This window comes from Streptomyces sp. NPDC006435 (assembly GCF_040612315.1).
Classification (GTDB): Bacteria; Actinomycetota; Actinomycetes; order Streptomycetales; family Streptomycetaceae; genus Streptomyces.
In genome coordinates, this window is sequence record NZ_JBEXPY010000016.1 from 12,303 (window position 1) to 26,059 (window position 13,757).

Consider the following 13,757-nt stretch of genomic DNA (forward strand, 5'->3'; position numbering starts at 1 on the left):
AGGCCCCGCGGGCCCCGCCGGGGCACGGGCGGCGTGGCCGCCGGGCCTGGACGCACGACCCGCGCGGACCATACGTCCCGGCCCGGCGGGGCACGGCGGTTCACCGCGTAGCCCGATCGTAGGAAGGTCGTTCAGGCGGAACGGTTCGGCAGTTCGTGCCCTGCGTACGGTCCGCCCATGACTGCTCTCCGCCCGGATGCCATCCCGCCGTCCCCCGCCGACCTGTCCGAGCCCGCTCCCGCACCGGCGGCCGCCGGTGCGGGACCGTCCGGCGGTCGGACCCGTCCCGCCGAGCGGGGCCGCGTCGCGGGGCGGAGCCGCCCGATCGGCCCGGTCGTCACCGAGTTACGGCTGTCCGCCTTCGCCTCGCACCGGGGCGCGACCTTCCCCATCCGCCCGGTCACGCTCTTCGGCGGGCCGGGCGGCAGCGGCAAGACGAACGTGCTGCGGGCGTACGGGGCGCTGGCGCGGCTGGCCGACGGGGAGCCGCTGGAGACGGTGTTCCCGGATCCGGGCGCCTGCGTGCCGGAGGGCGCCGTGCCCGACGCCCAGGGGCGGCGCGGGTTCCGGATCGGCTGCACGGCGGACGGCCCGGCGGGCCCGGTGCGGCTCGACGTCGCCGTCCAGACGGAGCCCACCCTCCGGATCGCCGGGGAACGGCTCACCGGCGGCGGCGAGACCCTGCTCACCACCGCGCTGCGCGACCCGGGGCGCTCGACGGTCCAGGCGGCCTGGCACACCGCCGACGTGGTCCCGGTGACCCGGGCGCCACTGCCGGGCGACCGGCTCGGGACGGCCCTGCTGCCGCTGCGGGTCGCGGGCCGGACCGAGGGGCAGTTACAGGTCCTGGCCGCGGCCGAGCAGATGGTCGTGGCCCTGCGGTCGGTCTTCCGGTGCGAGCCGCAGCCGCGGCGGATGCGGGCCCCCGTGCCGCCCGGCGTCGACGGGCTGCGCCGGAGCTGCGAGAACATCGCCGCGGTGCTGGAACGGGAGCACGCGCGTTCCGCCCGGCGCCGCACCCGGCTGGTCGCGGCGGTGCGCGCCGGCTGCGCGGGGCCGGTGACCGGGCTGGACGTCGAACGGCTCGGGGACGGGTCGCTGAGCGCGACGGTCGCCCGCGGCGAGGGACGCGCCACGCCGATCGGGCGGCTCGGCGACGGCGAGCTGAGGTATCTCGCGCTGGCCCTGGTGCTGCTCACCGGCCCCGGGGTGCAGGCGGTGGACCCCGCGGGCGAGGTGCCGTCGGCCGTGCAGACCCTCACCGTGCTGACCGACGGGCTCGACCGGGACCTGGACGGACGGCAGCTGCGCGAACTCCTGTCCCTGGCGGTGTCGATCGGCGGGGCCGGGCACCTCCGGCTGCTGGGGACGGTCACGGAGTCCGGCGCGGTGAGGGCCCGGGAGGTCCCCGGGGTGTCGGTGGTAGACCTGGGGCCGTGACAGAACTTGATGTACGGGCCCTGCAGCAACGACTCGCCGCGTTCGCGGCCGCGCGGGACTGGGGGCGGTACCACACCCCGAAGAACCTGGCGGCGGCGCTGAGCGTCGAGGCGTCCGAACTGGTCGAGATCTTCCAGTGGTTGACGCCGGAGGAGTCGACGCGGGTGATGGAGAGCCCGGGGACGGCGCACCGGGTCGCGGACGAGGTCGCGGACGTCCTCGCGTATCTGCTCCAGTTCTGCGAGGTGCTGGGGATCGATCCGCTGGAGGCGCTGGCCGGGAAGATCGATCGCAACGAGGCCCGATTCCCGGTGCCGGGGCTCCCGGACACATCCGAATCACCCGACCGTCACTCTTCGGAGTGATCAACTTATCCACAATCGATTTTGTGTCCACAGATTTCCGAATTCCTCTGGCTTTTCGGTGCTGGTGACCTCACTGTGGGTAATGGATGGGGTGAACGGCTTTTCGTACGGACGGGGGAACGCATGGAAGCGGAGCGGCTTGTCGGGGTCAGTCGTCGTGCGCTGGCTCAGAGCAGGGGGACGCCGGACATCATCGCGGAGGCCTGGCAGGCCCAGGCGCTGGCCCAGGCGATCGGCAGCCGCCTGGCCGCCGACGGCCCCAAGGCGTTACGGGCCGAGGCGCGCGGACTCAGCGAGATCGGCGGGCGCAGCGGCGGGGCACTGGACCACCCGGCGGCGCGGGCGGGGGTGGCGCGGGCCGCGCAGCTCTCGGAGCTGGCCGAGCCGAGGTCGACGCTGACGGGGCTGGGCGCGCTGCTGGGCGAGGTGGGGATGGCCCTGGTGGGGGTGGCCTGCGAGACCGACGAACAGAGCCTGTACTGGCAGTGCATGGAGGCGATCGACGCGGCCGACGAGTCCATGGACCGGGTGCACGGGATGCTCCGCCGCCTCGACGAGCAGGACCGGGAGCGGCAGCAGGATCTGGAGCGCGGCAGGGAGCGGGACGGTCCGTACGGTGCGGCTCGCGGCCCGGCGGGCTCGACGGCGGCCGGTCGCGGCCGGCCGTGAGCGCGCGGGCCGCCGGGGCCCGGGTGGTGGGGCGGGGCGCCGGATTCCGGCGGCGACGGTGCGGGGCGGCGACCCTACCGGACTTCGGCGGGGACGGCGCGGGGGAGGGAGGCGAGGAGGAAGGCCCGGTGTCCGGAGGTGCAGGATGGATGCATGGATCTTCGAATCTTCACCGAGCCCCAGCAAGGGGCGAGCTACGACACCCTGCTCACCGTCGCCAAGGCGGCCGAGGACCTCGGCTTCGACGCCTTCTACCGTTCCGACCACTATCTCCGCATGGGCCCTGGGGACGGGCTGCCCGGCCCGACCGACGCATGGATCACCCTGGCCGGGCTGGCGCGCGAGACCAGGCGGATCCGGCTCGGCACCCTGATGACCGCGGGCACCTTCCGGCTGCCCGGCGTGCTCGCCATCCAGGTCGCGCAGGTCGACCAGATGTCCGGCGGGCGCGTGGAGCTCGGCCTCGGAGCGGGCTGGTTCGAGGAGGAGCACAAGGCGTACGGCATCCCGTTCCCCAAGGAGAAGTTCGGCCGGCTGGAGGAGCAGCTGGAGATCATCACCGGACTGTGGGCCACCGAGGTCGGCAAGACGTTCAGCTTCGACGGCACCTACTACCAGCTCACCGACTCGCCCGCGCTGCCCAAGCCGGCGCAGGCCAAGGTGCCGGTCCTGATCGGCGGCCACGGTGCGACGCGCACACCGCGGCTCGCCGCCCGGTACGCGGACGAGTTCAACATCCCCTTCGCCTCCCTGGAGGACAGCGAGAAGCAGTTCGGCCGGGTCCGGGAGGCGGCCGGGGCGATCGGCCGCGACGCAGACGACCTGGTGTACTCCAACGCCCTGGTGGTCTGTGTCGGGAAGGACGACGCCGAGGTGGCGCGCCGTGCCGCCGTCATCGGCCGTGAGGTGGCGGAGCTGAAGGCGAACGGGCTCGCGGGCTCGCCCGCCGAGGTGGTCGACAAGATCGGCCGGTACGGCGCGATCGGCTCGTCCCGGATCTACCTCCAGGTCCTGGACCTGGACGATCTGGACCACCTGGAGCTGATCGCCTCCCAGGTGCAGTCCCAGCTCGCCTGAGCCGAGGTACGGCCCCGGTTCGCCCGAGCAGGAGGCCGAAACCGGGCGGGCCGGGCCGGCCGGCCGGGAGGCGGGCCGGAGCGGCCTCCGCCCCGCCCGGTCCCGGCCCGTCCAGCCCTTGCCCGGTCCCGGTTCCGCCCCGCCTCTGCCCCGCCCAGTCCCCGCCCCGCCCCGTTTCCTGTTCCGATGCGTGAAGGACCGAGGGAGTCACCCGTGCGACCCGCCAGTGCAGCAGACGGCCCGACCGTCCCCGAAGTCCCCGGCCCCTTTCCCGGGCCCGCCCCGGGGGCCGGTGCGCGGCCCGGCCGCACGCTCGAACGTGCCCTCGCGCAGGGGCCGGTCCTGCTGGACGGAGGGCTCTCCAACCAGCTGGAGGCGCAGGGCTGCGATCTGTCCGACGCCCTGTGGTCGGCCCGGCTGCTGGCCGACGGGCCCGAACAGATCGAGGCGGCGCACGCGGCCTATGTGCGGGCGGGCGCGCAGGTGCTCATCACCTCCGGGTACCAGGCGACCTTCGAGGGGTTCGGGCGGCGAGGCATCGGGCGGGCGGAGGCCGAGGAGCTGTTCGCCCGCAGTGTGCGGCTGGCGCGGCGGGCCGCCGGCGCTGTGGAGCGGGACGTCTGGGTCGCCGCCTCGGTCGGCCCGTACGGGGCGATGCTGGCGGACGGCAGTGAGTACCGCGGCCGCTACGGGCTCTCCGTGCGGGAGCTGGAGCGGTTCCACCGGCCCCGGATCGAGGCGCTGACCGCCGCCGGGCCCGATGTGCTGGCGCTGGAGACGGTGCCGGACATCGACGAGGCCGAGGCGTTGCTGCGGGCGGTGGAGGGGTGCGGGCTGCCCGTCTGGCTCTCGTACAGCGTGGCGGGCGACCTGACCAGGGCCGGGCAGCCGCTGGAGGCGGCCTTCGCCCTGGCCGCGGGCCGGGACCAGGTGATGGCCGTGGGGGTGAACTGCTGCGACGCGCGGGACGCGGACCGGGCGGTGCGGGTGGCCGCCGAGGTGGCGGGCAAGCCGGTCGTCGTCTACCCCAACAGCGGGGAGCGGTGGGACGCCGGGAGACGGGCCTGGGCCGGTGCCCCCACCTTCGACCCCGGGCGGACGGGCGCGTGGCGGGAGGCCGGTGCCCGGCTGATCGGCGGCTGCTGCCGGGTCGGACCGGACCTCGTCGCGGAGCTGGCCGGGATGCTCGGACGGCCGGTGGCGGGCCGGGCGGAAGAAGGGGCGACGGCACGACCGGACGGGTGAAATTACCTGGTGGGGGAGGAGTGAACCGGACCATACTCGGACGTGTGTTCCTGACAATCAGTACGACCGGCATCCCGGAACGTCCCGCGACCGACCTCGGTTTCCTGCTGCACAAGCATCCCGACAAGGCGCAGGCGTTCTCCACCTCCCACGGCACCGCGCATGTCTTCTACCCGGAGGCATCCGCCGAGCGCTGCACCGCGGCGCTGCTGCTGGAGGTGGACGCCGTGGCACTGGTGCGGCGCGGCAAGGGCAAGGGCCGGGGCGGCGCCCCCGACGCGGCGCTCGCGCAGTACGTCAACGACCGCCCGTACGCGGCCTCCTCGCTGCTCTCCGTCGCGATGAGCACGGTCTTCAAGTCCGCGCTGCGAGGGGTGTGCCGGGCCCTGCCGGAGCGCGCGGCGGCGCCGATGCCGCTGCGGATCGAAGTCCCCGCACTGCCCGCCCGGGGCGGTGCGGAGCTGGTGCGCAAGCTCTTCGGCCCGCTCGGCTGGACGAGCGTGGACGCCGTGGCCGTACCGCTGGACGCGCAGTTCCCGGAATGGGGGGACTCCCGGTACGTACGGCTGGTGCTGGAGGGCGAGCTGCGGCTGGCGGACGCGTTGCGGCAGCTGTACGTCCTGCTCCCGGTGCTCGACGACGCCAAGCACTACTGGGTCGCGCCGGACGAGGTGGACAAGCTGCTGCGGGCGGGCGAGGGATGGCTCGCCACCCACCCCGAGCAGAAGCTGATCACCAGCCGCTATCTGTCCCGGCGCTGGGGCCTGACCCGGCAGGCGATGCAGCAGCTCGAAATGGTACGGCTCGCGGAGTCGGACGACCTCGACGTCGAGAGCATCGACAACGCCGTGGACGAGACGACCGACACCGAGGAGAAGCCGGTGCCGCTCGCCGAGCAGCGGCGCGCCGCGATCCTCGGGGCGCTGCGCACCGCGGGCGCGAGCCGGGTGCTCGACCTGGGCTGCGGCCAGGGCCAGTTGGTGCAGGCGCTCCTGAAGGACGTGGGCTTCACGGAGATCGTCGGCGTCGACGTCTCCATGCGCGCCCTGGCCATCGCCTCGCGCCGGCTGAAGCTGGAGCGGATGGGGGAGCGGCAGGCCGGCCGGGTCACGCTCCGGCAGGGCTCGCTCACCTACACCGACAAGCGGCTCAAGGGATACGACGCCGCGGTGCTCAGCGAGGTCGTCGAACACCTCGACCTGCCGAGACTGCCCGCGCTGGAGTACGCCGTGTTCGGGTCGGCCCGCCCCCGCACGGTGCTGGTGACGACGCCGAACGTCGAGTACAACGTCCGCTGGGAGACGCTGCCCGCCGGGCACGCGCGCCACGGCGACCACCGGTTCGAATGGACCAGGGCCGAATTCCGCGACTGGGCCGGGAAGGTGGCGCGGCGGCACGGGTACGAGGTCGCCTTCGTCCCCGTGGGGCACGACGACCCCGAGGTGGGACCGCCCACCCAGATGGCCGTGTTCACGATGGCCGACAGCAGGAACAGCAACAAGTACGACGACAAGCACGGCGACAAGAGCAACGACAAGCACGGCGACAGGAACGAGAAGGAGGCGGAAGCCGCATGACCGGTACCTCGCGCACACTGCCGGTGACCGACCTCTCCCTCGTGGTCCTCATCGGGGCCAGCGGCTCCGGCAAGTCCACCTTCGCCCGCAAGCACTTCAAGCCCACGGAGATCGTCTCCTCGGACTTCTGCCGCGGGCTGGTCGCCGACGACGAGAACGACCAGAGCGCCAGCGCCGACGCCTTCGACGTCCTGCACTACATCGTGGGCAAGCGGCTCGCCGCCGGACGGCTGACCGTCGTGGACGCGACCAGCGTGCAGTCCGAGAGCCGCAGGCAGCTGGTCCAACTGGCCCGCAGTCACGACGTGCTGCCCATCGCGATCGTCCTCGACCTGCCCGAGGAGGTCTGCGTCGCACGCAACGCCTCCCGCCCCGACCGCGCCGACATGCCGCGCCACGTCGTCCAGCGCCACCGCCGCGAACTGCGCCGCTCGTTGCGCGGCCTGGAGCGCGAGGGCTTCCGCAAGGTGCACGTCCTGCGCACCGAGGAGGAGGCGGAGAACGCCGAAGTGGTGCTGGAGCGCCGCTACAACGACCTGCGCCACCTCACCGGCCCCTTCGACGTCATCGGCGACATCCACGGCTGCAGTTCCGAGCTGGAGACCCTGCTCGGCAAGCTCGGATACGTCGACGGCACGCACCCCGAAGGGCGTACGGCGGTCTTCGTCGGCGACCTCGTGGACCGCGGCCCCGACAGTCCCGGAGTGCTGCGCCGCGTCATGGCCATGGTCGCGGCGGGCGACGCCCTGTGCGTACCGGGCAACCACGAGAACAAGCTCGGCCGTTATCTCAACGGCCGCAAGGTCCAGCACACCCACGGCCTCGCCGAGACCATCGAGCAGCTGGACCGGGAGGACGAGAAGGACCCGGCCTTCCGCGGACGGGTGCGGGAGTTCATCGAGGGGCTCGTCAGCCACTACGTGCTCGACGGGGGCAAGCTCGTCGTCTGTCACGCCGGTCTGCCGGAGAAGTACCACGGACGCACCTCCGGGCGGGTCCGCTCGCACGCGCTCTACGGGGACACCACCGGTGAGACCGACGAGTTCGGCCTGCCCGTGCGCTACCCGTGGGCGGAGGAGTACCGGGGCCGGGCCACCGTGGTCTACGGCCACACCCCGGTGCCCGACACCTCCTGGGTGAACAACACCATCTGCCTGGACACCGGAGCGGTCTTCGGCGGGAAGATGACCGCGCTGCGCTGGCCGGAGCGCGAACTGGTGGACGTACCGGCCGAGAAGGTCTGGTACGAGCCGGTCAAGCCGCTGGCCACGGAGGCGCCCGGCGGCCGGGAAGGACGGCCGCTGGACCTCGACGACGTGCAGGGCCGCCGGATCGTCGAGACCCGGCACATGGGCCGCATCGCGGTCCGCGAGGAGAACGCCGCCGCCGCGCTCGAGGTGATGAGCCGGTTCGCCGTCGACCCCCGGCTGCTCGGCTACCTCCCGCCGACCATGGCGCCCACCGCGACCTCGCACGAGGAGGGCTACCTGGAGCATCCGGCCGAAGCCTTCGCCCAGTACCGGGCGGACGGGGTCGCCCGGGTCGTGTGCGAGGAGAAGCACATGGGCTCGCGCGCGGTGGCGCTCGTCTGCCGGGATGCGGCCGCGGCCCGCGAACGGTTCGGAGTCGGGGAGGCACCCGAGGACTCCGGCGCCGAGGACGGTCCGACCGGGGCGCTGTACACCCGCACCGGGCGGCCGTTCCTCGACGACGCCGCACTCACCGAGGTGATCCTCGGCCGGCTGCGCGAGGCCGTCACCGCCGCCGGGCTCTGGGAGGAGTGGGGCACCGACTGGGTGCTGCTCGACGCCGAGCTGATGCCGTGGTCCCTCAAGGCCGGCGGGTTGCTGCGCTCGCAGTACGCCGCGGTCGGCGCCTCGTCCGGTGCCGTCCTCCCGGTGGCCGACGCGGCCCTCGCGGCAGCGGCGGCGCGCGGTGTGGACGTGGGCGAGCTCGCCGGGCGCCAACAGGGGCGGGCCGAGGACGCCGCGGCGTTCACCGAGGCGTACCGGCGTTACTGCTGGAGCACCCGGGGCCTGGACGGGGTGCGGCTCGCGCCGTTCCAGATCCTCGCCGTCCAGGGGCGCTCGCTGGCCGCCGTGCCGCACGACGAGCAGCTGGCCTGGCTCGACCGGCTGGTCGAGCACGACCCGACCGGGCTGCTCCAGGTCACCCGTCGGCTCGTCGTCGACACCGGGGACGAGGCGTCGGTGCGCGCCGGTGTCGACTGGTGGCTGGAGATGACCGGCCGCGGCGGCGAGGGAATGGTCGTCAAGCCGCTCGCCGCACTGGTCCGGGACGACCGGGGCAGACTGGTCCAGCCGGGCATCAAGGTGCGCGGCCGGGAGTACCTGCGGATCATCTACGGGCCCGAGTACACCCGCCCGGAGAACCTGGAGCGGCTGCGCGGCCGGTTCCTCGGGCACAAGCGGTCGCTGGCGCTGCGGGAGTACGCGCTGGGGCTGGAGGCGCTGGACCGGCTGGCCGAGGGGGAGCCGCTGTGGCGGGTCCACGAGGCGGTGTTCGCGGTGCTGGCCCTGGAGTCGGAGCCGGTCGACCCGAGGCTCTGAGCCGGTCGACCCGCGGGCTCGGGGGAGGCGGCCGGGGCGGGTCGCCGGCGGGCGCGTCGGTGGGACCGGCGGAAACCCGCTGGCGATTCGCCGGGTGAACGGCGCTCCGCACGGTGAGGATGAAGGCATGGGATTCCATGTCGACTCCGAGACCGGGCGGCTGCGCCGCGTCATCCTGCACCGCCCCGATCTGGAACTGAAGCGGCTCACCCCGAGCAACAAGGACGCGCTCCTGTTCGACGACGTGCTCTGGGTGCGCCGTGCCAGGGAGGAGCACGACGGCTTCGCGGACGTGCTGCGCGACCGGGGGGTGGAGGTGCACCTCTTCGGTGATCTGCTCCGTGAGTCGCTGGACATCCCGGTGGCCAGACGGCTCGTCCTGGACCGGGTCTTCGACGAGAAGGAGTACGGCCCGCTCGCCACCGAGCATCTGCGCACGGCCTTCGAGGAGTTGCCCAGTACCGAACTGGCCGACGCGCTCGTCGGCGGGATGACCAAGCGGGAGTTCCTGGAACGGCACGGCGAGCCGACGTCCGTCCGCTTCCATGTCATGGACCAGGACGACTTCCTGCTGGACCCGCTGCCGAACCACCTGTTCACCCGGGACACCTCAGCCTGGATATACGACGGGGTGTCGATCAACGCGATGCGCTGGCCGGCCCGGCAGCGCGAGACCGTCCACTTCGAGGCGATCTACCGTCACCACCCCCTGTTCACCGGGCCCGAGGCCGGTGCCTTCCACCACTGGTCGGAGGGGCAGGACGACTACCCCTCCACCATCGAGGGCGGCGACGTGCTGGTCATCGGCCACGGCGCGGTCCTCATCGGGATGAGCGAACGCACCACACCGCAGGCGGTGGAGATGCTGGCCCGCGGACTGTTCGACGCCGGTTCGGCGCGCACGATCGTGGCGCTCGACATGCCCAAGCGCCGCGCGTTCATGCACCTCGACACGGTGATGACGATGGTCGACGGCGACACCTTCACCAAGTACGCGGGCCTGGGCATGCTCCGCTCGTACACCATCGAGCCGGGAGACGGGCCCAGGGACCTGAAGGTCACCGACCACCCGCCCGAGCACATGCACCAGGCGATCGCGCACGCCCTGGGGCTGGACTCGATCCGGGTGCTCACGGCCACCCAGGACGTGCACGCCGCCGAGCGCGAGCAGTGGGACGACGGCTGCAACGTCCTGGCCGTCGAACCGGGCGTGGTCGTCGCGTACGAGCGCAACGCCACCACCAACACCTACCTGCGCAAGGAGGGCATCGAGGTCATCGAGATCCGGGGCAGCGAACTCGGCCGGGGGCGGGGCGGCCCGCGCTGCATGAGCTGTCCGGTGGTGCGCGACCCGGTGTAGGCGAGGGCCCCGGCACGGGAGCGGGGAGGGCGCGGACACACCATCCTGTATAGCGATGCATAGTGTCGTATACACTTCCAGTGTCAGTAATGTGTGCGCACCCCGCCCGACCCAGGAGCCGCCCCATGGCCATAGACCTCGCAGGCCGCCACTTCCTCAAGGAGCTGGACTTCACGGCCGAGGAGTTCCGCGGCCTGGTCGACCTCGCGGCCGAGCTCAAGGCCGCCAAGAAGTCGGGGACCGAGGTGCAGCGGCTGCGTGGCAGGAACATCGCGCTGATCTTCGAGAAGACCTCGACCCGCACCCGCTGCGCCTTCGAGGTGGCCGCCGCCGACCAGGGCGCGTCCACCACGTACCTGGACCCCTCCGGCTCGCAGATGGGGCACAAGGAGTCGGTGAAGGACACCGCCCGGGTCCTCGGCCGGATGTTCGACGGCATCGAGTACCGCGGCGACAGCCAGGCCGCGGTCGAGGAGCTGGCGGCGTACGGCGGCGTACCCGTCTTCAACGGGCTCACCGACGACTGGCACCCGACCCAGATGCTCGCCGACGTCCTCACCATGACCGAGCACAGCGACAAGCCGCTGGAGCGGATCGCCTTCGCCTACCTCGGGGACGCCCGCTTCAACATGGGCAATTCGTACCTGATCACCGGCGCCCTGCTGGGCATGGACGTCCGGATCGTCGCCCCCGAGGCGTACTGGCCCGACGGGAAGGTCGTCGCCGAGGCCCGTCGGCTGGCCGCGGGGAGCGGTGCGACCATCACGCTCACCGAGGACATCGCCACGGGCGTCCGGGGAGCCGATTTCGTCGTCACGGACGTCTGGGTCTCGATGGGGGAGCCCAAGGAGGTCTGGGCCGAGCGCATCGCCGCCCTCGCGCCGTACGCCGTGACCATGGACGTGCTGCGCGCCACCGGCAACGCCGACGTGAAGTTCATGCACTGCCTCCCGGCCTTCCACGACCTCGGCACCGAGGTGGGGCGGCGGATCGAGGCCGAGCACGGGCTGGCGGAGCTGGAGGTCACCGACGAGGTCTTCGAGTCCGCGCACTCGATCGTCTTCGACGAGGCCGAGAACCGGATGCACACGATCAAGGCCGTCCTGGTGGCGACCCTGGCCGACCGCGGCTGACGGCTGCATGGAAATGCACCCGATTGGGTTAACATGCGGAAAGGTGACTAATATGTTGCCTCCTGGTGGGGTTCGGGCTCGCACGCTCGAACCCCATTTCCGTGCGCGCCACCGGTTCCGGAACCGGCGCGGACCCCGGCCCCCGGGGCCCGCGCCGACCGCCGGGACCGGTGGCGGAGCCCGGAGTCCCCACGGCTCCGGCGAGCGCGTCCCCCCACGTGTTCCACCAGAGAAGAGACCATCCCCGTGAGTCCGCTGCGCCCGTCGAGCCCCGCGCGTCCGTCCGGGGCGCGCGTCAAGAGCCCCCACCAGCTGATCGCCGAGTCCGGAGCCGACCTGGAGGGGCACGGGCTCAAGCGCACCATGGGCCTCTTCCAGCTCGTGTGCTTCGGCATCGGCGCCGTCGTCGGCACCGGCATCTTCGTGGGCCTCTCCGACAGCGTCGCCGAGGCGGGGCCCGCGGTCGTGCTGTCCTTCGTGCTCGCCGCGATCACCTGCGTCTTCACCGCCTTCTCCTTCGCCGAGCTGGGCAGCGCCATCCCGGTCTCCGGCAGTTCGTACTCCTTCGCCTACGCGACCTTCGGCGAGCGCGTCGCGTTCCTCGTCGGCTGGTGCCTGCTGCTGGAGTACGGCGTCTCGGTCTCCGCGGTCGCCGTCGGCTGGAGCCAGTACGTCAACGAACTGCTGGACAGCCTCTTCGGCGCGCAGCTGCCCGCCGCGCTCTCGGCGGGGCCCGGCGACGGCGGTGTGATCAACCTGCCCGCCGTCCTGGTGGTCATGATGGCCGCCACCCTGCTGGTGCGCGGCGTCCGGGAGAGCGCCGGTGCCACCGCCGCGATGGCGGTCCTCAAGATCACCATCCTGCTCCTGTTCTGCGCCATCGCCTTCACGGCCTTCGAGCGCGGCAACCTCACCCCCTTCTTCGCCCACGGCCCGGCCGGGGTCACCGCCGGGGCCTCGCTGGCGTTCTTCTCGTACATCGGCTTCGACGCCATCACCACCGCCGGCGAGGAGGTCAAAAACCCGCGGCGGAACATCCCGGTCGCGATCATGATCTGCATCGGCCTGGTCACCCTGCTCTACTGCGCGGTGGGCCTCGCCGCGATCGGGGCCCTGGGCCCGGACGCCGTCGCCGACAGGCCCGCGGCGCTCTCGATCGTCGTCGACCAGGTCACCGGCTCGACGGTCGGCGGCGGGATCATCGCCTTCGGGGCGGTCGTCGCGATCGCGTCCGTCGTGCTCGCGGTGATGTACGGGCAGACCCGCATCCTGATGTCGATGTCCCGGGACGGCCTGATCCCGCGGGTCTTCGAACGGGTCTCGCCGCGCACCGCCACCCCGGTCGCCAACACCTGGATCGTGGCGGTGGTCTTCGCGGTCCCGGCGGCCTTCTCGTCGCTCGACGTGGTGGTGAACCTGACCACCATCGGCACGCTGGCCACCATGGTCGTGGTGAACCTCGCGGTGATCGTGCTGCGCCGCCGCAACCCGGAGGTGCGGGGATCGTTCCGGGTGCCGCTCTACCCGCTGAGCCCGCTCCTGGGCGTCGGCTTCTGCCTCTATCTGATGTACGGGACGGGCTGGGCGACCTGGCTGCAGTTCGCGGTGTTCCTGGTCGTCGGCGCGACGGTGTACGCCTGCTACGGCCGCAGCCGCTCCCGGCTGGCCGCCGCGGACCCGGGGCGCTGAGGGCGTCCGGCCCGGCTCCCGGGGCTCCGGCGGCGTCCGGCCGGACACCGGGGTGCGTCGCAGGGGCGGGGCCGGGTCAGTTCTCGGGCACGAGGGCGGGCAGGGTGAACCACACCGCCTTGCCGTGCTCCGTCGCGCGGTGGCCGCAGGACGAGCTGAGCGTGCGGATCAGCAGCAGCCCCCGGCCGTGCTCCTGCCAGGGGTCCGGCTCCTCGCCGGGCTGCGGGAAGGCGAGGCCGCCGGGCGGGGCGGGGACGCGGTCGTGCACCTCCACCTGGCAGCCGGTCGGCAGGAGCTCCACCACCAGCTCGATGGGTCCGTCGCTCCCGGTGTGCTCGACCGCGTTGGCGACCAGCTCCGCGGTGAGCAGCTCCGCGGTGTCGGCGTAGGCCGACGCGTCGATGTCCGCGAGCGCGGTGCGGATCAGGGCGCGGGCGATGGGGACGGCCGCCGTCGAGTGCGGCAGGTCGATCCGCCACGAGGTGGGAAAGGGGTCATCGGGAGACACGGCATGGCTTCCCTTCCGGGACGAGAGGGCTCTCTGCGACGAGAGTGTTCTCTGCGAATCAAGACTTCTCCCCTTCAACCTTATGAACCGAAAAAAATCGGACAAGGGACTACCGACAGGTATG

Annotated in this window: 11 protein-coding genes; 10 read left to right on the top strand and 1 reads right to left on the bottom strand. The window is 72.6% G+C overall.

Annotation, left to right across the window (positions count from 1 at the left end; genetic code table 11):
- Positions 1-177 precede the first annotated feature (177 nt).
- The 10 genes from ABZZ04_RS17605 (at position 178) to ABZZ04_RS17650 (ending at position 13,125) form a co-directional block, all read left to right on the top strand.
- Positions 178-1,440: an ATP-binding protein gene (locus ABZZ04_RS17605; RefSeq protein WP_356933108.1), complete on the top strand. Its 1,263-nt coding sequence runs from the start codon at positions 178-180 to the stop codon at positions 1,438-1,440.
- Positions 1,437-1,805, top strand: coding sequence for a nucleotide pyrophosphohydrolase (locus ABZZ04_RS17610; protein WP_356933109.1), 369 nt, complete (start codon positions 1,437-1,439; stop codon positions 1,803-1,805). Before ABZZ04_RS17605 ends, ABZZ04_RS17610 begins: the two co-directional genes overlap by 4 nt.
- A gap of 123 nt (positions 1,806-1,928) precedes the next feature.
- Positions 1,929-2,474, top strand: coding sequence for a DUF6099 family protein (locus tag ABZZ04_RS17615; RefSeq protein ID WP_356933110.1), 546 nt, complete (start codon positions 1,929-1,931; stop codon positions 2,472-2,474).
- A gap of 153 nt (positions 2,475-2,627) precedes the next feature.
- Positions 2,628-3,551, top strand: coding sequence for an LLM class F420-dependent oxidoreductase (locus ABZZ04_RS17620; protein WP_356933111.1), 924 nt, complete (start codon positions 2,628-2,630; stop codon positions 3,549-3,551).
- A gap of 342 nt (positions 3,552-3,893) precedes the next feature.
- Positions 3,894-4,796, top strand: a complete 903-nt coding sequence (gene mmuM / locus ABZZ04_RS17625; protein WP_356933210.1) for a homocysteine S-methyltransferase — start codon at positions 3,894-3,896, stop codon at positions 4,794-4,796.
- Positions 4,797-4,840: 44 nt separating this feature from the next.
- Complete coding sequence (locus ABZZ04_RS17630; protein ID WP_356933112.1) at positions 4,841-6,373, top strand: 3' terminal RNA ribose 2'-O-methyltransferase Hen1; 1,533 nt, start codon at positions 4,841-4,843, stop codon at positions 6,371-6,373.
- Positions 6,370-8,943 carry a polynucleotide kinase-phosphatase gene (locus ABZZ04_RS17635; RefSeq protein ID WP_356933113.1) on the top strand — a complete coding sequence of 858 codons (2,574 nt, stop codon included), beginning with the start codon at positions 6,370-6,372 and terminating at the stop codon, positions 8,941-8,943. The genes ABZZ04_RS17630 and ABZZ04_RS17635 overlap by 4 nt, the downstream gene beginning before the upstream one ends.
- A gap of 127 nt (positions 8,944-9,070) precedes the next feature.
- Positions 9,071-10,303, top strand: coding sequence for an arginine deiminase (locus tag ABZZ04_RS17640; protein WP_356933114.1), 1,233 nt, complete (start codon positions 9,071-9,073; stop codon positions 10,301-10,303).
- 125 nt (positions 10,304-10,428) lie between these two features.
- Positions 10,429-11,436, top strand: coding sequence for an ornithine carbamoyltransferase (argF, locus tag ABZZ04_RS17645; RefSeq protein ID WP_356933115.1), 1,008 nt, complete (start codon positions 10,429-10,431; stop codon positions 11,434-11,436).
- A 246-nt stretch (positions 11,437-11,682) separates the two neighbouring features.
- Complete coding sequence (locus ABZZ04_RS17650; protein ID WP_356933116.1) at positions 11,683-13,125, top strand: amino acid permease; 1,443 nt, start codon at positions 11,683-11,685, stop codon at positions 13,123-13,125.
- Positions 13,126-13,201: 76 nt separating this feature from the next.
- Here ABZZ04_RS17650 and ABZZ04_RS17655 read toward each other — a convergent pair whose 3' ends face one another.
- Positions 13,202-13,633: an ATP-binding protein gene (locus ABZZ04_RS17655; protein WP_356933117.1), complete on the bottom strand. Its 432-nt coding sequence runs from the start codon at positions 13,631-13,633 to the stop codon at positions 13,202-13,204.
- Positions 13,634-13,757: the final 124 nt, after the last annotated feature.